Origin of the sequence: Dactylosporangium sp. NPDC051541 (assembly GCF_044454505.1) — a bacterium.
Taxonomy (GTDB): domain Bacteria; phylum Actinomycetota; class Actinomycetes; order Mycobacteriales; family Micromonosporaceae; genus Dactylosporangium.
Genome location: NZ_JBITDU010000019.1, coordinates 129839 through 151432, shown reverse-complemented (window position 1 = coordinate 151432; position 21594 = coordinate 129839). Strand labels below are relative to the sequence as shown.

The window sequence follows — 21594 nt, the reverse complement described above, 5'->3', positions numbered from 1 at the left end:
GCGCGGGCCGAGACCAACCGCGCGGGCCGAGACCAACCGCGCGGGCCGAGACCAACCGCGCGGGCCGAGACCAACCGCGCGGGCCGAGACCAACCGCGCGGGCCGAGACCAACCGCGTGCGGGCCGAGACCAACCGCGCGGGCCGAGACCAACCGCGCGGGCCGAGACCAACCGCGTGCGGGCCGAGACCAACCGCGCTGGAGCTGAACGAAGGCTCACCGCAACGGCCGGCAAAGCGCGCCGACGCTCGACGAAGCCACCTCGGGCCACCGGTGCGCTCCGCTTTCTGACACCGTACACCTATGAATCTATTTCACGTTTAACCGCTCACCCTCCGCTGTTTTCCATCACCGAGTGTGACTCGCTGAGGAATTCGAGCAGGCGGGCGGGCGCCGGCGGGTCTGGGGGCACACCGTACGCCGCCGCCAGCACGCGCCGCTCCCCGCCCTCCAGCGGGATCGTGGCCACCGCCGGGGACCGGTGCGCCAGCAGGGCCAAATCCGGCAGGATCGTCACCCCGAGACCGGCCGCGACCAGGGCCTGCACCGCCACATAGTCGTCGGTCGTGAACGCGATGTCGGGCTCGAAGCCGGCCGCCGCGCACCGGCGCACCAGGCTTTCGCGGCACCGTTCGCAGCCGGCGATCCACCGGGAACGCGCGAAGTCGGCCAGTGCGCCCTCGCGGCCGGGCGGGACCACCAGGTGCAGGCCTTCGGTGAACAGCGGGGTCAGCCGCACACCGGCCGGGTCGGCGCCGGTGGGCGGGCCGTAGTCGAACACCACCGCCAGGTCGGCGTCGCCGGAGCGCAGCAGCCTGAGCGCGGCCGGGGGCTCCGCCTCCACGAACTGGAGCTCCACGTCGGGGTGGGCCGCCGCGAACCGGGCGGCCGCGCGGGGCACGAACGAGCCGAGCGCCGACGGGAACGCGGCCAGGCGGACGCGGCCGGCGCACAGGCCGGTGTGTTCGGCCAGTTCGGCCTCGGCGGCGTCCAGGCGGCCGATGATCTCCTCGCCGCGTTCGGCCAGGAGGCGGCCGGCGGGGGTGAGCCGGACGCCGCGGCCGACCCGCTGCAGCAGCTGCGAACCGGTTTCGATCTCCAGGCGGGCCAGGTGGTGGCTGACGGACGGCTGCGCGTAGTGCAGCGCCTCGGCGGCCGCGGTCACCGAGCCGTGCCGCGCGACGGCGACGAGGACCCGCAGGCGCGTCAGATCCAGCATGCATCAATCATGTCTATGCAAAAGCCCAAAAACCAGCATTAGACCTATCCATTGGTACTGCGAGAGCCTCGACCCATGCTCACGATGCACGACGTGCTCAAGGCCCGCCGCATTGTCGCCGCGCACCTGCCGCCGACCCCGTCCTGGTCCTATCCGCTGCTCGACGAGGCCGTCGGGCGGCGCCTGGTCGTCAAGCACGAGAACGCCCAGCCCACCGGCGCCTTCAAAATCCGCGGCGCGCTCAACCTGCTCAGCACCCTCGACGACGACATCGTCACCTACTCCACCGGCAACCACGCCCGTTCGATCGCCTACGCCGCCCGCGAGTACGGCCGCGACGCCACCATCGTCATGCCCGCGCACACCGCCGCGATCAAGATCCGGGCGGTCGAGGCGCTCGGCGCGAAGGTCGTCCCGCACGGCGCGAACATGGCCGACGCCGAGGCGCACGGGCAGACGCTGCCGGGCCGCCTGATCAGCCCCGGTGACGAGCCGGCCCTCATCGCCGGGGTGGCGACGCTGTACCTCGAGCTGTTCGAGCGGCACCCCGAGCTCGACACGATGGTGGTACCCGTCGGCTCGGGCACCGGTGCGGCGGCCGCGTGCCTGGTCGCGGCCGCGGTGGCACCGCACTGCCGGGTGATCGGGGTCCAATCGGCATCGGCTCCGGCCGCGCACGACTCGTGGCGGGCGGGCGAATGCGTGGTCCGCCGAAACGAAACCCGGATCGATGGACTGGCCACTGGCCGCGGCTTCGCCGGCCCGCAGGCGATCCTGCGCGCCCACCTGGCGGATTTCGTGCTGGTGAGCGACGACGAGATCGACGCGGCGCGGCGGGACCTCGCGCGGCTCGCCGGCACCCAGGCCGAGGGGGCGGGGGCGACCGCCCTCGCGGCAGTACACCAGCGGCCCGATCTTCTGGGGGAAGCCGTCGGAGTGATAGTCACAGGAGCCAACGCAACGGAATTGGAGTTAGCGCCTGCTTCGTGACGCAGGCGGGGCTGCGGCGGGCCCAGATTCCGCCTGCGCACCTCCCGCGGAAGCCCGGTTACAACACCGGTAGCCGGGCTTCCACGGGACGCACGCAGACGAAATCTGGACTCCGCCTCGCACCCACCTCCGTCACGAAGCAGGCGCTGACCCGTTAGGCGCATTGTTTCTACCGTTCGCCGATTTGCGGCCCGGCGGGGCTGAGCGCACGGCGGGGATCAGGTTACGTCGATCACTGCGGACCTGCCGCCCAGGTCCGATAACCCCCGTCACATAGAAGAGGTCTGTCATGGCCGCTCCCGAAGAACCCGTCGCCGCGCCAGCGGAGCGGTCGGGTGACCGCAGCCCCTGGAACTGGCTGCTGCTCATTCCGATCGTCCTGCCGCTGCTCACGTTCCTGTTCAACGGCGACAGCCCGCGGCTGCTGGGATTTCCGCGGTTCTACTGGCTGCAGCTGGCGTACATCATCGTCGGCGTCAGCACCACCACGCTCGTCTACCAGATGACGAAGAAGAGGTGACCCGGCATGTGGCGTGATCATGTGCTCGAGATCGTCATCTTCGTCACCCTGTTCCTCGCGGTCAGCGCGATGGGCTTCGTCGCGGCCCGCTGGCGCCGCCCCGACAACCTCGCGCACCTCGACGAGTGGGGCCTCGGCGGCCGCAACTTCGGCGGCTGGATCACCTGGTTCCTCGTCGGCGGCGACCTGTACACGGCGTACACGTTCGTCGCCGTCCCGGCGCTGCTGTTCGCGTCGGGCGCGGCCGGGTTCTTCGCCGTCCCGTACACGATCATCATCTATCCGCTGGTGTTCCTGGCCCTGGCCCGGCTGTGGTCGGTGTCGCACCGGCACGGGTTCGTGACCCCGGCCGACTTCGTCCGGGCCCGGTTCCAGTCGCCGACGCTCGCGCTCGTCATCGCCATCACCGGGATCGTCGCCACGATGCCGTACATCGCGCTGCAGCTCGTCGGCATCGAGTCGGTCCTCAAGACGATGGGTGTCACCGGCTCCGGGACCCTGGCCCGGCACCTGCCGATCATCATCGCGTTCGCGATCCTGGCCGCCTACACGTACTCCAGCGGCCTGCGCGCCCCGGCCCTGATCGCGTTCGTGAAGGACATCCTGATCTACGTCGTCATCCTGGTCGCCGTCTTCTACCTGCCGGCGAAGCTCGGCGGCTGGGGCTCGATCTTCGACGCCGCTGACGCCAAGTTCCAGAAGACGCCGGCCGCGACCGACGGCATCCTGCTCAACGCCAACAACCAGTTGCAGTACTTCACCCTGGCTCTGGGCTCGGCCCTGGCCCTGTTCCTGTACCCGCACAGCATCACCGGCGTCCTGGCCAGCAAGAACCGCGACGTCATCAAGCGCAACATGTCGGCCCTCCCGGCGTACAGCTTCCTGCTGGGCCTCATCGCCCTGCTCGGCTTCGCCGCGATCGCCGCCGGTGTCACCCCGCTGAAGAACGCCAACGGCACCAACGACAACAACACGGTGGTACCGCTCCTCTTCGACAAGATCTTCCCGGACTGGTTCGCCGGCGTGGCCTACGCCGCGGTCGGCATCGGCGCCCTCGTCCCCGCGGCCATCATGTCCATCGCCGCGGCCAACCTGTTCACCCGCAACATCTACCGCGAGTACTTCAAACGCGACGCCACTCCCGCCCAGGAGTCCGCGGTCGCCAAGGTGATGAGCCTGCTGGTGAAGTTCGGCGCCCTGCTCTTCGTCGTCTTCGTCGACCCGCAGTTCTCGATCGACCTGCAGCTGATCGGCGGCGTCATCATCCTGCAGACCCTGCCGGCGGTGGCCCTGGGCCTGTTCACCCGCTGGTTCCACCGCGGCGCCCTCGTCGCCGGCTGGGCCGCGGGCATGGGCCTGGGCCTGTGGATGCTCTACCAGGTGGTCAACCCGACCACGAAGCGCCACTTCGCGGGCTCGGCGTTCCCGCTGAGCGAATGGGGCTTCGACACGAAGAGAACCGTCTACGTAGGCTTCGTGGCCGTCATCGTCAACCTCCTGGTAGCCGTCATCGCCACCCTGATCCTGCGCTCGACGAAGGTGGCCGACGGCGGCGACGACACCACCCGCGCCGACTACTTCGCCGACGCCGACGACCCCCGCGTCAACTCGGCCCCCACCTCCCCGGCCCCGGCCTCGGCCGCGACCGCCGCCCCCGACCCGATCACCTGACCGCTGTTCGGCACGACCGGCGCCGGCCGGGCCTATCCTGGCCGGCGCCCGTGCGTCACCCGCCGTGCGGCCACGGCATCGCCCGCCCCCGATGCGGAGCGGCCCCGTCGGCGCGGCCCAGCCTCCGCGGCACGCTGCGCCGGATGCGGCACGCTGCGCCGGATGCGGCACGCTGCGCCGGATGCGGCACGCTGCGCCGGATGCGGCACGCTGCGCCGGATGCGGCGCGATCACCGGGTTCGCGGCATCGGCCGGGGAGGATGCGGCGACGCCGCCGGGTGCCGCTGGACCGCGCTGTGCGGCAGTGTGGGGCGTGGGCGTGGCGCGAACGGCGGGCCGGTGCCTTAGCCTGCTTCTTGTGCCTGGAGCGGAGCTGGAGGAGCTGATCGTCGCCGACGCCGGAGCGCTGCGGGCGTGGCTGGCCGACAACCATACGACGTCGGCCGGGGTGTGGCTGGCGCTGACCCGCAAGGGCGGGGCGGTCACCACGCTCACCTGGCAGCAGGCGGTGGACGAAGGCCTGTGCTTCGGCTGGATCGACGGGCAGGCCCGGAAGGGCAATGCGGAGCATTCCTGGATCCGGTTCACGCCGCGGACGGCCCGCAGCCCGTGGTCGCAGCGCAACGTCGCCCACGTGGAGCGGCTCGAGGCGGACGGGCTGATGCGCGACGCCGGGCGGGCCGTGGTGGAGGCGGCGAAGGCGGACGGGCGGTGGGCGGCGGCCTACGCGCCGCCGTCCGAGGCCGAGGTGCCGGAAGACCTCGCGGCCGCGATCGCCGCCGAACCGGCCGCGCAGGCCATGTTCGATGTGCTGACGAAGACCAACCGGTTCGCGATCATCTACCGGGTCAACGCGGTCAAGCGGGCCGAGACCCGGGTGCGCAAGATCGGTGAGGTCGTGGCGATGCTGGCGCGGCACGAGGCGTTCCATCCGCAGAAGGCGCGGCCGGTGCCGCCGGCGGGGTGAGGTCAGCCCAGGGCCATGCCCGGTTCGTCGTCGGGCAGGCCGGGGCGGGGGGCCGGGATGCGGTACTCCTCGGTCAGTTGCGTCATCGGGCCCGGCCAGGCCGCCTGGGCGACCTCGAGCACCTTGTGGTCCTCGTCGTAGGCGACGTGGAGGAGTACCAGAACCGGGGTGTCGGGTCTGATCTGCAGCAGCTCGGCCTCCTCGCGGGACGGGAGACGGGCGCTGACCTGGTCGCGGGCGCTGGCGTAGCGGCGGCCGAGCTCGTCCTCGACCTCCTGGTAGAGGGGGCGGTCGAACACGTCGGGGCGCTCGATCGAGGTGCCGCGCACGTCGTTGGGGCGGAACCACGACGCGCCGACCTCGACCGGGGAGTCGCCGGTGCGGACCAGGTGGCGGCGGACCAGCAGCGGCGCGCCGGTGTCGAGGCCGAACGCCTCCGCGACCTCCGGGGGCGCCGGCATCTGGGCGACGATCATCAGGTGCTGCCGGTAGCGGGCCGCGAGCTCGGCGTGGTAGCCCCGCTGCGATCCGTAGCGGCCGCGGGAGAGCCGGTTCATCCGCCGTTTGGTGCCGCGGACGAACGTGCCGGAGCCGGGCCGGGTGATCAGCAGGCCCTCGATCCGCAGCTGGTCGATGGTCCGCTGCACGGTCTGCTTGGCCACCCCGTACTGCGCGGCGAGGGCCGGGATCGACGGCAGCCGCTCGCCGGGCGCCCAGTCGCCGCGCTGGATCTGGGCCCGGATCTGCGCCCCGATCTGCCGGTGCGGAAACTCGGCAGCCCCCGGATTAATCGTCATAAGGCCTAAACTAGCCTCCTAGGACGCTCTCGGCAACCTGTTCGACACAACCGCGGACCAAACAGCATCGCCAGCGCGTCGGCACTGCAAGGCGAAGCAAATCCCAGAAGCCGCGGGGGTACTGCAAGCCGCGGGACCGAAGGCCCAGAAGGCCGACGGGCGAGAAGGGGACAGCGGGGCAATTGGCGCGAGGGAGCTGTGCATGCGGGGGAGCGGTGAGCAGGTGGAGCGGTAGCGGCAAAAGTGCAGGTCAGCCGGGCCGGCCGCGTGCCGGGGTCGCGGTGACCCCGGCACGGCACAGCACCTACTTGGCGTTGAAGTAGGACGCGTCCGGGTGGTGGATGATGATCGCGTCGGTGGCCTGCTCGGGGACGAGCTGGAACTCCTCCGACAGGGAGACGCCGATGCGGTCCGGGCGCAGCAGCGCGACCGTCTTCGCGCGGTCTTCCAGGTCGGGGCAGGCCGGGTAGCCGAAGCTGTATCGGCAGCCGCGGAACTCGGTCTTGAGGAGGCCGTCGAGGTCCTTCGGGTCCTCGTCGGCCATGGGGCGGCCGTCGGGCAGGATCAGCTCTTCGCGGACCCGCTTGTGCCAGTATTCGGCGAGGGCCTCGGTGAGCTGCACGGACAGGCCGTGGACCTCGAGGTAGTCGCGGTAGGCGTTCTCGGCGAACAGTTTCGCGGTGTAGTCCGACACCGGCTGGCCGACGGTGACCAGCTGCATGCCGATGACGTCGAGCTGGCCCGCGTCGCGGGGCTTGAAGAAGTCGGCGATGCACAGGCGGCGGTCGCGGCGCTGGCGCGGGAACGTGAACCGGGCCTGCTCGGCGTGGCCGTTCTCGTCGAGGACGACGAGGTCGTTGCCTTCGGAGTAGCAGGGGTAGTAGCCGTAGACGACGGCGGCCTCGAGGACCCGGTCGGAGGCGAGACGGTCCATCCAGTACCGCAGCCGGGGTCGCCCTTCGGTTTCGACGAGCTCCTCGTAGGACGGGCCGCCGCTGCCGCCGCGGGTGCCGCGCAGACCCCACTGGCCGAGGAACGTGGCGCGCTCGTCGAGCAGGGCGGCGTAGTCGGCGAGGGGGATGCCCTTGACGACGCGGGTGCCGAAGAACGGGGCGGTGGGGACGGCGTTGTCGTAGGTGATGTCGGACTTGACGGAGGTGTCGTCGAGGCCGGGGAGGTCCTCGCGGACCTCGACGGTGCGGGCCCGGCGTTCCCGGCGGGCGGCCAGGGCGGCCTCGCGCTCCGGGTCGATGACGGGGGCGCCGCCGCGCTTGGCGGTCATGACCCGGTCCATGAGGGAGAGGCCCTCGAAGGCGTCGCGGGCGTAGTGGACGTCGCCGTGGTAGATCTCGTTGAGGTCGTCCTCGACGTAGGCGCGGGTGAGCGCGGCCCCGCCGAGCAGGACGGGCCAGCGTTCGGCGACGCCCCGGGCGTTCATCTCCTGCAGGTTTTCCTTCATGATCACCGTGGACTTGACCAGGAGGCCGGACATGCCGATCGCGTCGGCCTGCTTCTCCTCGGCCGCCTCGATGATCGCGGAGATCGGCTGCTTGATGCCGATGTTGACGACTTCGTAGCCGTTGTTGGACAGGATGATGTCGACGAGGTTCTTGCCGATGTCGTGGACGTCGCCCTTGACGGTGGCCAGGACGATGCGGCCCTTGCCGGCGTCGTCCTCGGCCTTCTCCATGTGCGGTTCGAGGTAGGCGACGGCGGTCTTCATGACCTCGGCCGACTGCAGCACGAACGGCAGCTGCATCTGCCCGGAGCCGAACAGCTCGCCGACGGTCTTCATGCCGTCCAGCAACGTGTCGTTGATGATCGACAGCGCGGACTGCGCCGTCAGCGCCTCATCCAGGTCGGCCTCGAGGCCGTTGCGCTCGCCGTCGATGATCCGGCGCTTCAACCGCTCGTCGAGGGGGAGCGCGGCCAGCTCCTCGGCGCGGGAGGCCCGGGCCGAGGCGACGTCGACGCCCTCGAACATCTGGATGAACTTCTGCAGCGGGTCGTAGCCCTCGCGCCGGCGGTCGTAGACCAGGTCGAGGGCGACCTCGCGCTGCTCGTCGGGGATCCGGTTCATCGGCAGGATCTTCGAGGCGTGCACGATGGCGCTGGTCAGCCCGGCCTCCTGGCACTCGTGCAGGAAGACCGAGTTGAGCACCTGGCGGGCGGCGGGGTTGATGCCGAACGACACGTTGGAGATGCCGAGGGTGAAGTTGATCCCCGGGTAGAGCCGGGTGATCTGCCGGATCGCCTCGATCGTCTCGATCCCGTCCTTGCGGACCTCCTCCTGGCCGGTGGTGATCGGGAAGGTCAGGCAGTCGACGAGGATGTCGGAGACGTGCATGCCCCACGTGCCGGTGAGGTCGTCGATGAGCCGGGAGGCGACGCGGACCTTCCACTCGGCGGTGCGGGCCTGGCCCTCCTCGTCGATGGTGAGCGCGACGACGGCCGCGCCGTGCTCCTTGACCAGCGGCATCATCCGGGCGAAGCGGGAGCCGGGGCCGTCGCCGTCCTCGTAGTTGACCGAGTTGACGATGCAGCGCCCGCCGAGCATCTCCAGGCCGGCCGAAATGACCTCGGGCTCGGTCGAGTCGAGCATGATCGGCAGGGTGGAGGCGGTCGCGAACCGGCCGGCGAGCTCCCGCATGTCCTGCGCGCCGTCGCGGCCGACGTAGTCGACGTTGAGGTCGAGCATGTGCGAGCCGTCGCGGGCCTGCTGGCGGGCGATCTCGACGCAGGTCTGGTAGTCGGCGGCGAGCATCGCCTCGCGGAACGCCTTGGAGCCGTTGGCGTTGGTCCGCTCGCCGACCATGAGGACGCTGGCGTCCTGGTGGAACGGCACGTGGTGGTAGATGCTGGCGATGCCGGGCTCGACCTGCGGCGCGCGGGGGACCGGGTGCTGCGCCCCGAGCTGGGCGGCGACGGCGCTGATGTGTTCCGGAGTGGTACCGCAGCAGCCCCCGACGAGCCCCGCGCCGTATTCGAGCACGAAGCGCTGCAGCGCGTCGGCGAGCTCGGCCGGGGTCAGCGGGTAGTAGGCGCCGTTCGCGGTCAGCTGGGGCAGGCCCGCGTTGGGCATCACGGACACGGGGATCTTCGCGTGCTGGGAGAGGTACCGCAGATGCTCGCTCATCTCGGCGGGCCCGGTGGCGCAGTTGAGGCCGATGAGGTCGATGCCGAGCGGCTCCAGGGCGGTCAGCGCGGCGCCGATCTCGGAGCCGAGCAGCATCGTGCCGGTCGTCTCGACGGTGACGTGACAGATGATCGGCACCGTGATGCCCGTGGCGGTGAACGCCCGCTGCGCGCCGATGATCGCCGACTTCGTCTGCAGCAGGTCCTGGCAGGTCTCGATGATCAGCGCGTCGGCGCCGCCCTCGATGAGCCCGGCGGCGTTGTCGAAGTAGGCGTCGCGCAGGGCCGCGAACGGGGCGTGCCCGAGCGTCGGCAGCTTGGTGCCGGGGCCGATCGAGCCGAGCACGAACCGCGGCCGGTCCGGGGTGCTGTGGGCGTCGGCGGCCTCCCGGGCCAGCCGCGCGCCGGCCTCGGACAGCTCCCGGATGCGGGACTCGATGCCGTATTCGCCGAGGTTGGCCAGGTTCGCGCCGAACGTGTTCGTCTCGACGGCGTCGGAACCGGCCGCGAAGTACTCCTCGTGCACGCCGCGGACCACGTCCGGGCGGGTCACGTTGAGCACCTCGTTGCAGCCCTCGTGCCCCTCGAAGTCGTCGAGGGTGAGCTCGGCCGCCTGCAGCATGGTGCCCATCGCCCCGTCGGCGAGCAGGACCCGCTCAGCGAGCGTCTTCAGTAGATCCGGCATACCCCAAAGGCTATCGGGCCTTCTCGGGTGAATCTTCCCCGGGCGTACGCGATTCCCGCCACGTATCGGTACCGGTCTCCCGCTGGCTGGGAACGTCGGGGTTGTCGGTCACACTTTTGCCGGCCGGCTCCAGCGCCGGCGCCTCCCCGCGGCCGAGCTGCGGCGCCGGTTCGTCGTGCGGGACGCGCCAGAACACGGCCGCCGTGAACAGCAGCCCCACGACCATGATCAGCAGGGGGGTGACGGAGCCGGTCGGGGGGTGCCAGTCCCCCTTGAGCGGGTTGAACCAGCCGACACCGGCGTTGCTCGGCAATCCCCGCTGCCACCGGACCATGGCCCAGGCCAGGAGCGCCAGGTGTACCGGCAGCAGGAAGATGATCATCGTACGGACCACGGTCCGGGCCTGCGTCGCGTCGAAGAACCGGCGCTCCAGGGTCCACGCGGCCAGCAGCGGCAGCCCCGCGAGCAGCGGCAGCATGTATCGCCCGTTGATGATGAAACCGGTCATGTTGGCCTGCGTCACCTGCAGGAAGCCGGGCAGCGCGACGCCGCCGAGCAGGATGACCAGGTATCGCCAGCGCATCGTCCAGTCGCCGAACATGCCGCCGAGGACGACGAGCCCGCCGACGAGCAGCGCCCACACGATGTAGAACGGCGACCACATGATCACGTCGAACCAGCCGGCGACGCCGATCATGCCTTCGAGGTACACCCACCAGCTGTTGACGTAGATGGCGATGGCCTCGCCGGTCTTGTAGTCGTAGAGGCCGGCGGGCGGCGGCACGAGCTCGCCGGTCTTCATCCCGACGATCCACGCGGCCGAGAGCACCGCGGCCACGATGACGCCCGCGGTCCACAGTTTCACGCGCAGGAGCCGCCAGTACCCCCGCAGCCATTGCCATCGCACCGGGACGGCCAGGGCGAAGAACGCGAACGCGAACCAGGCGGGCCCGGCCGAGCGCAGTGTCAGCAGCAGGACGGAGCTGATGCCCAGCAGCGTGACCAGGGGGCGTTTCGCAACCAGGTCGGGCGGTTCGAGCAGCAGCGGGATGCCGGCGGCGAAGAACGCGATCCCGGCCGCGATCTCCACCGAGTTCGGGTTCACCCCGCCGGCCAGGTGCGCCAGCATCGGGGTGGCCACGCCGAGCAGCGTCGCCGCCGTCAGCCCGTAGCGCGACCAGCGCAGCAGCGACACGAACGCCGAGGCCAGCAGGGCCGCGCAGATCGCCGACGAGATCAGCCGGGCGACGACGAGGCCGCCCCAGTCGGGCCACAGCCGCAGCGGCACGCCGACGGCGAAGTAGTAGAGGGGGTTGTACCGCCCGGCGCTGGTCGGCACCTCGCCGACCTCGCCGCCGTGCAGGCCCGCGGCGCAGGCGGCGCTGACCTGCGGTTTGAACCCGAAACAGACCGCGTGGGCGTCCATGCCCACCGGAACCCGCTGCAAGGCCCCCATACCGGGCTTCTGGAACGCGTCCGGGACCGTCGCCGGCCGGGCGAAGATCTGCCCCGGGTCGAAGGAGGCGACCCCGGCGGCCCGGATGGTGTGCTGGACCTCGTCGGCCGGCCCGTCGAACGGCGCGGCGAAGCACCACGCGCCGAAGACCAGGAAAAACGCCGAGAAGGCGAGCACCCAGGACCTGCGTCGGTTTCGCATTCCCGGATGCTATCGGGAGATCTTGTGAACCCGGCTCCGGGGCGTGACAGATCACCCGGGGTTGATCGCGCGGGGTTACCGGGCCGTATCCATTCTCATCTGGGTCGCTCCCGCGAGGCTGGCAAGCCATCGCGCGGGCATCCACGTAGGCTGGGACCGTGACCGAGTTCGACGGCCTGCCCGTATTGCGCTCCCCTGTCGCGATTGCCGCGTTCGAAGGGTGGAACGACGCTGCCGACGCGTCGACCGCCGTCGTCGAGCATCTCGAGCAGGAGTGGGGTGCGGAGACCATCGCCTCGCTCGACCCCGAGGACTTCTACGACTTCCAGGTCAACCGCCCGACCGTCGTCATGTCCGAGGGGGAGACCAGGCGCATCGAGTGGCCGACGACCCGGTTCTCGGTGGCCCGCCCGCCGGACGCCGAACGTGACATCGTCCTCATCCGCGGCATCGAGCCGAGCATGCGCTGGCGCACGTTCTGCGAGGAGGTCCTCGAGGTCTGCCACTCCCTCGAGGTCAGCCGGGTCGTGCTGCTCGGTGCGCTCCTCGCCGACGTGCCGTACACCCGCGCCCTGCCCGTCAGCGGTTCGGCCCCGTCGGGAGCGTCGCCCGAGACGATCGAGAACCTGGGCCTGATCCCCACCCGCTACGAGGGCCCCACCGGCATCGTCGGCGTGCTGCACGACGCCTGCCTGCGCGCGGACATCGAATCGGTGTCGTTCTGGGTGCACGTCCCCCACTACGCCAACAACCCGCCCTGCCCGAAGGCGACCCTGGCCCTGCTGCACCGCGTCGAGGAGATCCTGGACATCCCGGTCCCGACCGGTGACCTGGCCAAGGACTCCGCGGAGTGGGAGGAGCGCCTCAAGCAGGCCGCCGAGCAGGACGCCGAGCTCGCCGAATACGTCCGCGAGCTGGAAGAACGCTCCGGCGACGCGGGCCTGCAGCCCCTGTCCGGCGACGAGATCGCGCAGGAGTTCGAGAAGTACCTCCGCCGCCGCGGCGGCCAGGCCGGCCCGTCCGCGACCGGCGCCTGGTAAGGGCGCGGGCCGGGCTCACCCCCGGGCCGCGCGCCGGACGGTGTCGAGCGGGACCGGGTCGAAGCCGGTCCGGGCCGCCCGCGCGTAGTCGCCGGACTCCGGGACCTCGGCCAGGGGCCCGGCGAACGGGTGCCCGCCGCCGCTCCAGCAGCCGGCCGCGCTGAAGATGACCTGCTCGCCGACGACCGGCGCGACCCGCAGCGTGGGGCCGGTCGGGTCGTGGGTCAGCCGCTGCGGCCAGACGATCCCGAACAGCGCCCCGTCCGGCCCCCACAGCGACCCGGCATCAGCGCCCGGCAGCGGCCCGGCCGGCCCCCGGGCGGTGGGCACCCAGACCTTCGCCCCGTCGGCCACCACCGGCCCGGCGAGCGTCTCCACACCGCCGAGCGCCATCTCGGCCCGCACCCGCGGCTCCGGCACGGTCCGGCCGGTCAGGGTGCCGTGCGCGAGGACGATCGACGCTCCCGCCGCCCGCGCCTCCCCGAGATCCGCGGCCAGCGGCACGACCGCACAACCCCCGGCGCCCGCCGCGGCGGCCGCTGCCGATGCGGTCCCAGCCACCGGCGGCGCACCGGACCCCGCGGCCGGCGCCGCGGACACCGGCGGAGTACCGCCCGCCCGCAGCAGCGCGGCCACGATCACCGCGACGGCGGCGATACCGGCCGACCCGGCGAACAACAACCGGCGGTCACGGCGGTCTGTGTCAGTCATGGTCGGTGTCGGTCAGGAGTGCAGGAGCCCGCCGACGGCGATCGGGTCGACGTGCCCGGTCGGCGGGCGGCCGCGGTCCAGGTTCAGGGCGACGTCGATGATGACCGCCCGCTCGAGCCCGTCGACCTCGTCCACCGGCACCCACGCGGCGAGGTCCGTCGACCCGCCGATCTCGTTGCGCAGCTGCCCGCCGGTGACCCGGACGGTGTAGAAGACGCCGACGCTGTGCAGCTCGCCACCGCGGGGCCCGGCCCAGTCCACGGCGATGCAGCGGGAGTCGACCCCGAGCAGCCGCTCGACGGCGACGTCGTAGCCGGTCTCCTCGGCGACCTCCCGCACAACGGCGTCGACCGGGTCCTCGGCGTGCTCGACCTTCCCGCCCGGCAACGTCCAGTGCCGCTGCGCCCGGTCCGGCGACACGTACCGGGCCAGCAGCATCCGCCCGTCGGCGACACACACCCCGTAGGCCGCCACCCGCAACACCCGCGTCGTCACGACCGGTAACTCTAAGCGAACGCGCCCGGCTAGGCGGGGACACCCCAGCGGACCAGGACGCGGTCGGCCCGCTGCGGGTCGACCAGCACCGACACCCGCTGCCCGACGCCGGCCTGCGCGGAGGCGTGCAGCGGCAGCATCGTCTCGGTCGTGACCGGGTACGGCGGGCGGCCCCCGTGCTCCACCAGCAGGGTCAGGCGCACCAGCGGCACCATGTTGATCCGGGTGCCGGTGTCGGCCAGGGCGAGGACGGTCGCCGCCCCCGGGGTGCCGGTGCGCTGCAGCTCCAGGTCGGCCGTCTGCGTCTGCAGCGACTGCTGGGCCTGCTGCATCTGCGCCATCCCGGCCCGCATCTGGGCCGCCGGGTCGTAGGTGCGACTGATCTCGTTCGCCTGCTGCTGCAGCTTCCGGACGTCCTTGAAGAAGCCCACGGCGCTCAGACCTGGCCGAACAGGTTGCCGTAGTGGACGGCGAGCTGCATGTCGCCGCGCATGCGGGCCGGCCAGCCGGTCGCCGCCTCCTGCCACGCCTCCGCGGACACGCCGAAGCTCTGCGCCTTCAGCACGAGCCCGTCGGCGTTGAGGCCCTCCTGCGAGGCGGCCTTCGAGATCCGCGCGTACATGGCGAGGTCGACCCCGGCGATCGGGGCGAGCCGGGGGTCACTCTCGGCGATGCCACCGGCCGGCGCGCCCGGCGCGAAGCCGTAGCCGGCCGGCATCCCGTAGGACGCCTGCGCCTGCGCCGCGTACGCCTGGGCGGCCGCACCGGTCTGCTGCGCCTGCGCGATCATGTCCGGCGCCGCCGCGACGACGTTGCGCATATCCTTGAACTGCTTGAAAAGGCCCATGATTTCCTCAATCGTCAAATTCGATCATTCAGGGGTACGGCAACGACGATAGAGATCCGCCAAGGCGCCCGGCGTCAGCAAAGTGATCACCGCACTGTCGCCAAACCGCGCCCGGGAGTCAGAAAAGCGGCAGACGCGAGCCGTCGGCGCCGGGCCGGGGCTACAACGGCCGGATGGACCTCATCGCGAGCGCCGATGTATCCGCCGACAACATCCTCGACTACACGGTCACCCCGGCCGCGCAGTCCTACGTGATCGGCGAGCACATCGTGCGCATCCCGCGCTGCCGGGTGCTCGCCGTCGGCTGCCTGTCCGACGTGCACCCGCCGGACTACCCGTTCCCGCAGGTACCGTCGGCGCCGTGGCGCTACTCGGTGGCCGCGCACGCGTTCGTCGGGTTCCGGCACGGCGGCACCGGGGTGTGGGAGTACCCGACGGTGTCGCGGGCCGAGCACGGCGACTGCAAGGCGGTGAGCTTCCGGGTGTACTGCGCGCAGGGCTGGGCCGCCGTCAACGGGCTGGTCTTCCAGACGGGTCTGGTCCTGCCGCAGTACGGCTCGATCACGCTCGAGCACCATCGCCTCGTCTTCGACGCGATCACCGGCGGCATCCGCTTCGCCCTCACCGTCTCGCGCACCGAGGACGCCGGCGACCTGGACTTCGACCCCGACGACCACGCCCTGACCGCCGCCCGCGAGATCGCCCCGGACGGCGTCCAGCTGCGCGTCCGGCCCCTCGAACGCCCCCTGCCCGCCGGCCGCCACTACCGCGTCGACACCACCTCCGGCGCCGTCGTCGAAGTCGTCCAGCGCGACCAGAAACCCCGCTGAGCCACCTCCGCGCCGCCCCGTCGTGGTCAGATCTCGCTGAGGTCGACCTCGAGGGCGAAGGGGGCGGTCACCTGCACGACGCCGGTGCCGACCGCGCCGTCGCGGTAGCGGCCGGTGGCCGGGTCGAGGACGTACGTGTAGACGAGGGGCGCTCCGGTGGCGGCCTGTTCGACGCGCCAGTAGAACTGGATGCCGGCCTTCGCGTACTGGTCGGCCTTGACGATCCGGTCCGTCGTCTCCGAGCCGGGGGAGACCACCTCGACGACCAGCAGCACGTGCTCGGGCCGGGTCGGGGTGACGTCGATACTGTCCGCCCGGTAGACCGTCACGTCCGGGCGCCGGTTGTTCAGCGGCACGTCGTGGAGCCGGACGTCGAAGTCCGTGTCGGCGTTCCAGTCCGGCCCGGCGGCGGCATCGAGGGCGTTCGCCAGCAGCCGGGCCAGGCGGTTGTGCCGCTTGGACGCGCTCGGACTCACCAGGACCATCCCATCCACGATCTCGATGCCGGAACACTGCTCTTCGGTCCACGTGGCGTACTGCTCGGCCGTGACCTGTTCATGCATCCAGGCCGGCGCGACCATCTCGGCAGTCATGCACACCTCCTGAATCGCGTTGACCGACCAACCTCAAGATACCGGGGGTCGCAACGGCCCGGTCAGGGTGGCGGTCCGAACTGTTTGATGGTGCGCAGGACCGGTGCCGCCTCGATCGACGTGACGGCCGTCAGTCCGGCGACCTGGCCCGTCACGTAGCGGTACAGGCCGGTCGAGTCGACGCCGGCGAGGTGGGCGACCACGTTCGTCGGGCCAGTCGTGACCGCGGCGAACGACACCTCCGGGCGGGCGGCGAGGGCGGCCGCGGTGGTGGTCAGCGCGCGCGGCGAGGCTGGTGGCATGAGCACTGTTCTGGTGACCGGCGCGACCGGCACCGTGGGGCGGCACATTGTCGCCGGGCTGCACGACGCGGGCGCCGAGGTCCTGGCCCTGACCCGGGATCCGGCGCGGGCCGGGGGCTGCCCGCCACGGTGGTGCGCGGCGACCTGGCCGACCCCGAAACGCTGGCCGCGGCCGTGGCCGGCGTCGACGCCGTGTACCTGATGTGGCCGTTCTTCACCGCCGGACCGGCCGCCGCGGCCCTGGACATCATTGCCCGGCACGGGCCCCGGGTGGTCCTGCTCTCCTCGGCGTCGGTGGGCGGGGCGATACCGGCGGCCGAGGCGATCGCCCGGTTCCACGCCGAGGTGGAGCGGGCCGTCGAGGAGCGCGCGGCGCACTGGACCGTGCTGCGCCCGGCCGGGTTCGCCGCCAACAGCCGCGCCTGGGCCGGCTCGATCCGCGCGGACGGGGTCGTCGGTGATGCCGACGAGCCGGAGCCGGCTTGGGGTCCACGAGGCCGACCTCGCGGCCGTCGCCGTGCGGGCCCTGCTCGACCCGGGCCACGACCGGCGCCGGCACACGGTCACCGGCCCGCAGTGGCTGACGATGGCCGAGCAGGCGCGCATCATCGGCGAGGTCATCGGCCGCCCGGTCCGCTGGCGGACCCAGCCCCGGGCCGAGGCCCTGGCCGCGCTGACCGCCGCGGGCTGGCCGGCCGGCTACGCGGAGGTCGCCCTGCGCGTGCAGGAGCAGCTGGTCCACGCCCCGGCCGCGGTGACGGGCACGGTCGCCGAGATCACCGGCGCCCCGGCCCGCACCTACCGGCAGTGGGTGACCGACCACGCCGAGATGTTCACCTAGCGGTCAGTTCTGGACGTAGGCGCTGAGGAAGCGGGCGAGGCGGGTCACCGCGATCTCCAGCTCCGCCACCCGCGGCAGGGTCACGATGCGGAAGTGGTCGTGGTGGTGCCAGTTGAATCCGGTGCCCTGCACGACCAGGACCTTCTCCGCCTTCAGGAAGTCCAGCGCGAAGCGCAGGTCGTCCTTGATCGGGTACACCTCCGGGTCGAGGCGCGGGAACATGTACAGCGCCCCCTGCGGCTTGACGCAGCTCACACCCGGGATGTCGTTGAGCATCTTCCAGGCGACGTCGCGCTGGGCGAGGAGCCGCCCGCCCGGCAGGACCAGGTCGTTGATCGACTGGTATCCGCCCAGCGCCGTCTGCACCGCGTGCTGCGTCGGCACGTTGGGGCACAGCCGCATGTTGGCCAGGACGTCGAGGCCCTCGATGTAGCTGCTCGCGTGCTGCTTCGGGCCGGTCAGGACCATCCACCCGGTGCGGAAGCCGGCCACCCGGTAGGCCTTCGACAGGCCGTTGAACGTGATCGTGAACAGGTCCGGCGCGACGGCCGCCGTCGCCACGTGCTCGGCCCCGTCGAAGAGGATCTTGTCGTAGATCTCGTCGGAGAAGACGATCAGGTTGTGCCGGCGGGCGACCTCGGCGATCCGCTCCAGCATGGCCCGGTTGTACACGGCGCCGGTCGGGTTGTTGGGGTTGATGACGACGATCGCCTTCGTGCGGGGCGTCACCTTCGCCTCGATGTCGTCGGCGTCGGGCATCCACTCGTTGGACTCGTCGCACAGGTAGTGCACGGGCTTGCCGCCGCACAGCGACACCGACGCCGTCCACAGCGGGTAGTCGGGGGAGGGGATCAGCACCTCGTCGCCGTTGTCGAGCAGGGCCTGCAGCGCCATGACGATCAGCTCGGAGACGCCGTTGCCGAGGTACACGTCCTCGATGTCGACCCCGAGGACCTGCTTCTGCTGGTAGTACTGCACGACCGCGCGACGGGCGGACAGCAGCCCCTTGGAGTCGCCGTAGCCGTGCGCCGCCGGCAGGTTGAGGATGACGTCCTGCAGGATCTCCTCCGGCGCCTCGAAACCGAACGGCGCCGGGTTGCCGATATTGAGCTTCAGGATGTGGTGGCCGTCGGCCTCCATGCGCTTGGCGGCGGCCATGACCGGTCCGCGGATGTCGTAACAGACGTTGGCCAGCTTCGCGGACTGAGTCACCTGCATGCCAGGCACCCTACGACCGCCGCACCCCGGCGACGGTAGCCACTTCCCAACATGTGGCCCCGCGGCCGACTACCCGGATCGCCGGGCCTCGGTACGATTCGCGCTAGTGAACGCTGGGGAGGGCGAGCGCGTGCAGGGGTTCGGTGAACTGGAAGCGGCGCTGATGGAGCTGCTGTGGGGCCGGGGCCGCCCGACCACCGTCCGGGAGGCGATGACGGAGCTGACCTGGCACCGTGAGCTGGCCTACACGACGGTGATGACGGTCCTGGACACCCTGTTCCGCAAGGGCTGGCTGACCCGCGAACCGGACGGCCGGGCCTACCGCTACGTCCCGGCGCTGACCCGCGACCAGTACGTCGCCCGGACCATGCACGAGGCCCTCGTCGACAGCGGCGACCGCCTCGAGGCGCTCACCCACTTTGTCGGAAGGATGACGCTCGACGAGGCGGCGGCGCTGCGGGCGGCGCTGAGCACGTTCGAGCGGCGGATCGGCGGCCGATGAGCCCGCTGCTGCTGGTCGCGTTCGCCGCCGCCCTGGCCCTCGTGGGGGCGCCGCGGCTGGCGGCGGCCGGCTGGGTGGCCCGCTCGCCCCGGCTCGGCGTGGCCGCCTGGCTGGCCCTGAGCGCCGGTGTGCTGCTCTCGGCGCTCCTGGCCGGGCTGACCCTGCTGCTGTACTGGGACTGCGCCCACGACCTCGCGGCCAGTGCCTGGCACGTCTGCCTCGACGCCCTCCTGGGCCGCCACGACCACCGGGCCCGGGCCTTCGCCGTCGCCGGCCTCGCCGCGCTGCTGCTGCTCGGGGCGCGGCTGGGCTACAGCGCGACCCGGCTGTACGCCACCCACCGCTCCCTGCGCAGCCGTCTGCGCCTGCTGGTGCGGGCGGCCGGGACGAGCGGCGCGGTGCCCGGCGCGACCGTGGTGACCCATCCGGAGCCGGCCGCCTACCTGGTCCCCGGCCCCCGCCTGCCGGGCCGCGCGGCCGACATCGTGATCACGTCGGCCGCCGTCGACCGTCTCAAAGCGGAGGAGCTTTCGGCGGTACTGGCCCACGAGCGCGGCCACCACGAAGGCCGCCATTTCGAGGCCACGCGGTGGATGCGGATGCTCGCGCAGGCGTTCCCGCGGGCCACGTGTTTCCGGGTCGGCGCCCGCCAGGTGGACCGCCTGGTCGAGCTGTGCGCCGACGACACCGCGGCCCGCACGGCGACGCGCCTCGACCTGGCCCGCGCGCTCGTCGCGCTGGCCGGCTCCCCGGGCCCGGCCCCGGACCTGGCCCTCGACGGCGGCGACGCCCTCGAGCGCATGCACCGGCTCCTGGACCCGCCGCGCCCACTGTCGAGGGCCCAGCGGTTCATGGTCGCCACGCTCTGTGCGGGCGGCGTGACGACACCGCCCCTGCTGGCCGTACTGGAGCGGACGTTTGTGGCGTTTTAATGGTTTTTGCCCGTGAAACGGCCGCGCCGGAGTCCGACCAAGGGGTAGTTGGGCTGTCCTTCCGGCGCGGCCGAGCACAGGTTACTACTAGTTGCCGTCGTAGTGAATTCCTCAGCTGGACGCGATCGACCAGCCGGGGCCGTCGCCGGTGCTGAGCTGCGTGCCCTGGGCGAAGCTGCTGTCGAACGACGCGCGCAGGGCGTCGAGCTCGGAGAACTCGGCGCTGTGGCTCGACTCACTGCCCTGGGCGGCGAAGACGTGGTCGGACTCCTCGGTGTCGTGGGAGTAGTTGGTGTAGTCGGTCGACTCGAACCGGCTGCCGTCCGCGCCCTCGTATTCGACGTGCTGGCCGGTCTGGAAGTCGGTGGACTCGGCCGCGCTGTGGTCGGCCTCGTAGATCCCGAACTGCGACTGGAAGTCCTGCTCGCTGCCGGAGGCCTGGTGCAGCTGCTCCAGCTCGCCGGACTCCTGGCCCATGGAGAACTCGCCGTACTCGCTCATCGTCATGTCCTTTACCTGGTGTGGGAAGTTGGTGGATCACCTGCCCGGAACACTACTAGGGCCTGTAGTAGGTCGAGTCCCCCGTTCGTGCCACCTCCGTTGGTACCGTCGGAGGCGTGCGAATCGTGATCATTGGAGCGGGCGCCGTCGGCGGCGTTGTCGCGGCCCGCCTGGCCGCCTCCGGCACCGACGTGGCCGTGGTGGCCCGCGGCCCCCATCTGGCGGCGATCCGCGAGGGCGGCCTGCTGCTGCGCGAGGCGACCGGCGACTCCGTCCACCACCTCCCGGCGTTCGCCACCCCGGCCGAGGTGGACTGGCGCCCGGGCGACGTGGCCGTGCTGGCCGTCAAGAGCAACTCCACCGAGGAGGTCCTGGCCCAGCTCCCGCGCGACGTCCCGGTGGTGTGCCTGCAGAACGGCGTCGCCAACGAACGGGCCGCCCTGCGCCTCTTCCCGGACGTCTACGGCATCTGCGTCATGCTCCCGTCGGCCCACCTGGAGCCCGGCGTCGTCATCGCGCAGTGCCACCCGGTCCCCGGCATCCTCGACATCGGCCGCATCCCGGGCAGCGTCGACGCCCGCGCCGAGGAGCTCGCCGCGACCCTGGTCAAGGCCGGCTTCGTCGCCGAGGCCAGACCCGACATCATGCGCCGCAAGTACACGAAACTCCTGATGAACCTGGGCAACGCCGCCGAGGCCCTGTGCGGCCGCGGCGAGGGCGCCGACGAGGCCGCCGCTTACCTACGAGCGGAAGGCGAGGGGGTACTGCGAGCAGCCGGCATCGAATACGCCACCTCGGCCGAGGACCGCGAACGCCGCGGCGACATCCTGCGGATGGTGCCGGTCGCCGGCCAGGTCCGCGGCGGCGGCTCGACCTGGCAGAGCCTGGCCCGCGGCACCGGCACGGTCGAGGCCGACTACCTCAACGGCGAGATCGTCCTCCTGGCCCGCCTCCACGGCCGGCCGGCCCCGGCCAACGAGCAGGCCCGACGCCTCGTGATCGCCGCCGCCGACCGCGGCGACACCCCCGGCACCATGCCCCCCGAGCGGCTCCTGGCCGCCCTCAAGCAGGCCACCGCCGAGTAGCGCCACCGCGGGCGCCGGTCCGCGCACGGGCGCCGGTCCGCGTGCGGGCGCCGGTCC

23 protein-coding genes and 1 pseudogene are annotated in these 21594 nt (G+C 71.8%); 12 read left to right on the top strand and 12 right to left on the bottom strand.

The features are described 5' to 3' along the window. Nucleotides 1-327: 327 nt before the first annotated feature. Nucleotides 328-1218 carry a LysR family transcriptional regulator gene (locus ACIA8L_RS48335; RefSeq protein ID WP_395915783.1) on the bottom strand — a complete coding sequence of 297 codons (891 nt, stop codon included), beginning with the start codon at nucleotides 1216-1218 and terminating at the stop codon, nucleotides 328-330. 75 nt (nucleotides 1219-1293) lie between these two features. On the opposite strand from ACIA8L_RS48335, the gene ACIA8L_RS48330 reads away from it, so the two are divergent. The 4 genes from ACIA8L_RS48330 to ACIA8L_RS48315 all read left to right on the top strand — a co-directional run bounded on the left by ACIA8L_RS48330 (nucleotide 1294) and on the right by ACIA8L_RS48315 (nucleotide 5366). Next, nucleotides 1294-2208, top strand: a complete 915-nt coding sequence (locus ACIA8L_RS48330) for a threonine/serine dehydratase (protein WP_395915782.1) — start codon at nucleotides 1294-1296, stop codon at nucleotides 2206-2208. Nucleotides 2209-2497: 289 nt separating this feature from the next. Further along, complete coding sequence (locus ACIA8L_RS48325; RefSeq protein WP_395915781.1) at nucleotides 2498-2728, top strand: DUF3311 domain-containing protein; 231 nt, start codon at nucleotides 2498-2500, stop codon at nucleotides 2726-2728. 6 nt (nucleotides 2729-2734) lie between these two features. Then, nucleotides 2735-4399, top strand: coding sequence for a monocarboxylate uptake permease MctP (gene mctP / locus ACIA8L_RS48320; RefSeq protein ID WP_395915779.1), 1665 nt, complete (start codon nucleotides 2735-2737; stop codon nucleotides 4397-4399). Nucleotides 4400-4757: 358 nt separating this feature from the next. Next, the gene (locus tag ACIA8L_RS48315) at nucleotides 4758-5366 is read left to right on the top strand and encodes a YdeI family protein (protein ID WP_395915777.1); all 609 of its coding nucleotides are present in this window, start codon (nucleotides 4758-4760) and stop codon (nucleotides 5364-5366) included. A 2-nt stretch (nucleotides 5367-5368) separates the two neighbouring features. On the opposite strand, the gene ACIA8L_RS48310 is transcribed toward ACIA8L_RS48315, so the two are convergent. From ACIA8L_RS48310 to ACIA8L_RS48300, 3 genes are all read right to left on the bottom strand, one after another. Then, complete coding sequence (locus tag ACIA8L_RS48310; protein ID WP_395915776.1) at nucleotides 5369-6163, bottom strand: GntR family transcriptional regulator; 795 nt, start codon at nucleotides 6161-6163, stop codon at nucleotides 5369-5371. A 304-nt stretch (nucleotides 6164-6467) separates the two neighbouring features. Then, complete coding sequence (gene metH / locus ACIA8L_RS48305; RefSeq protein ID WP_395915775.1) at nucleotides 6468-9983, bottom strand: methionine synthase; 3516 nt, start codon at nucleotides 9981-9983, stop codon at nucleotides 6468-6470. A 10-nt stretch (nucleotides 9984-9993) separates the two neighbouring features. Continuing rightward, entirely contained in the window at nucleotides 9994-11640 is a 1647-nt protein-coding gene (locus ACIA8L_RS48300; RefSeq protein ID WP_395915774.1) for a hypothetical protein, read from the bottom strand. Nucleotides 11641-11798: 158 nt separating this feature from the next. Here ACIA8L_RS48300 and ACIA8L_RS48295 point away from each other — a divergent pair, with 158 nt between their 5' ends. Next, entirely contained in the window at nucleotides 11799-12680 is an 882-nt protein-coding gene (locus tag ACIA8L_RS48295; protein ID WP_395915772.1) for a PAC2 family protein, read from the top strand. 15 nt (nucleotides 12681-12695) lie between these two features. On the opposite strand, the gene ACIA8L_RS48290 is transcribed toward ACIA8L_RS48295, so the two are convergent. Genes ACIA8L_RS48290 through ACIA8L_RS48275 form a run of 4 tightly spaced genes read right to left on the bottom strand, consistent with a single transcriptional unit; the run spans nucleotide 12696 to nucleotide 14751 of the window. Then, the gene (locus tag ACIA8L_RS48290; RefSeq protein ID WP_395915770.1) at nucleotides 12696-13391 is read right to left on the bottom strand and encodes a hypothetical protein; all 696 of its coding nucleotides are present in this window, start codon (nucleotides 13389-13391) and stop codon (nucleotides 12696-12698) included. Nucleotides 13392-13403: 12 nt separating this feature from the next. Then, nucleotides 13404-13886: an NUDIX domain-containing protein gene (locus tag ACIA8L_RS48285; RefSeq protein ID WP_395915769.1), complete on the bottom strand. Its 483-nt coding sequence runs from the start codon at nucleotides 13884-13886 to the stop codon at nucleotides 13404-13406. Between the two features lie 29 nt (nucleotides 13887-13915). After that, nucleotides 13916-14317, bottom strand: coding sequence for a hypothetical protein (locus ACIA8L_RS48280; RefSeq protein ID WP_395915766.1), 402 nt, complete (start codon nucleotides 14315-14317; stop codon nucleotides 13916-13918). 5 nt (nucleotides 14318-14322) lie between these two features. Then, nucleotides 14323-14751: a hypothetical protein gene (locus ACIA8L_RS48275; protein WP_395915764.1), complete on the bottom strand. Its 429-nt coding sequence runs from the start codon at nucleotides 14749-14751 to the stop codon at nucleotides 14323-14325. A 155-nt stretch (nucleotides 14752-14906) separates the two neighbouring features. Here ACIA8L_RS48275 and ACIA8L_RS48270 point away from each other — a divergent pair, with 155 nt between their 5' ends. Then, entirely contained in the window at nucleotides 14907-15563 is a 657-nt protein-coding gene (locus ACIA8L_RS48270) for a hypothetical protein (protein WP_395915763.1), read from the top strand. Nucleotides 15564-15589: 26 nt separating this feature from the next. Here the strand turns inward: ACIA8L_RS48270 and ACIA8L_RS48265 are convergent, their stop codons facing one another. Continuing rightward, nucleotides 15590-16156, bottom strand: a complete 567-nt coding sequence (locus ACIA8L_RS48265; protein ID WP_395915761.1) for a Uma2 family endonuclease — start codon at nucleotides 16154-16156, stop codon at nucleotides 15590-15592. Nucleotides 16157-16218: 62 nt separating this feature from the next. After that, complete coding sequence (locus ACIA8L_RS48260; RefSeq protein ID WP_395915760.1) at nucleotides 16219-16458, bottom strand: Lrp/AsnC ligand binding domain-containing protein; 240 nt, start codon at nucleotides 16456-16458, stop codon at nucleotides 16219-16221. On the opposite strand from ACIA8L_RS48260, the gene ACIA8L_RS48255 reads away from it, so the two are divergent. The 3 genes and pseudogenes from ACIA8L_RS48255 (at nucleotide 16457) to ACIA8L_RS48245 (ending at nucleotide 17299) form a co-directional block, all read left to right on the top strand. Further along, a complete protein-coding gene (locus ACIA8L_RS48255; RefSeq protein WP_395915759.1) occupies nucleotides 16457-16660 on the top strand; it encodes an NAD-dependent epimerase/dehydratase family protein in 204 nt (67 codons plus the stop codon). The genes ACIA8L_RS48260 and ACIA8L_RS48255 overlap by 2 nt on opposite strands. After that, nucleotides 16588-16812: pseudogene (locus ACIA8L_RS48250) on the top strand (NADPH:quinone reductase); the annotation flags it as partial. The gene ACIA8L_RS48255 and the pseudogene ACIA8L_RS48250, both read left to right, overlap by 73 nt. Nucleotides 16813-16918: 106 nt before the next feature. Continuing rightward, nucleotides 16919-17299 (top strand): hypothetical protein, encoded by a 381-nt coding sequence (locus ACIA8L_RS48245; protein WP_395915757.1) that lies wholly within the window; start codon nucleotides 16919-16921, stop codon nucleotides 17297-17299. 3 nt (nucleotides 17300-17302) lie between these two features. Here the strand turns inward: ACIA8L_RS48245 and ACIA8L_RS48240 are convergent, their stop codons facing one another. Next, nucleotides 17303-18517 (bottom strand): pyridoxal phosphate-dependent aminotransferase, encoded by a 1215-nt coding sequence (locus ACIA8L_RS48240; RefSeq protein ID WP_395915755.1) that lies wholly within the window; start codon nucleotides 18515-18517, stop codon nucleotides 17303-17305. A gap of 106 nt (nucleotides 18518-18623) precedes the next feature. Between ACIA8L_RS48240 and ACIA8L_RS48235 the strand changes: the two genes are divergently transcribed. Together ACIA8L_RS48235 and ACIA8L_RS48230 are read left to right on the top strand one after the other, a co-directional pair. After that, complete coding sequence (locus ACIA8L_RS48235; RefSeq protein ID WP_395915753.1) at nucleotides 18624-19019, top strand: BlaI/MecI/CopY family transcriptional regulator; 396 nt, start codon at nucleotides 18624-18626, stop codon at nucleotides 19017-19019. Continuing rightward, on the top strand, nucleotides 19016-19951 hold the full coding sequence (locus tag ACIA8L_RS48230) for a M56 family metallopeptidase (RefSeq protein WP_395915751.1): 936 nt from the start codon (nucleotides 19016-19018) through the stop codon (nucleotides 19949-19951). Before ACIA8L_RS48235 ends, ACIA8L_RS48230 begins: the two co-directional genes overlap by 4 nt. 111 nt (nucleotides 19952-20062) lie before the next feature. Here the strand turns inward: ACIA8L_RS48230 and ACIA8L_RS48225 are convergent, their stop codons facing one another. Continuing rightward, nucleotides 20063-20452, bottom strand: coding sequence for a hypothetical protein (locus ACIA8L_RS48225; protein WP_395915749.1), 390 nt, complete (start codon nucleotides 20450-20452; stop codon nucleotides 20063-20065). A gap of 116 nt (nucleotides 20453-20568) precedes the next feature. On the opposite strand from ACIA8L_RS48225, the gene ACIA8L_RS48220 reads away from it, so the two are divergent. After that, a complete protein-coding gene (locus ACIA8L_RS48220; protein WP_395915747.1) occupies nucleotides 20569-21537 on the top strand; it encodes a ketopantoate reductase family protein in 969 nt (322 codons plus the stop codon). The last annotated feature ends 57 nt before the right edge of the window (nucleotides 21538-21594 follow it).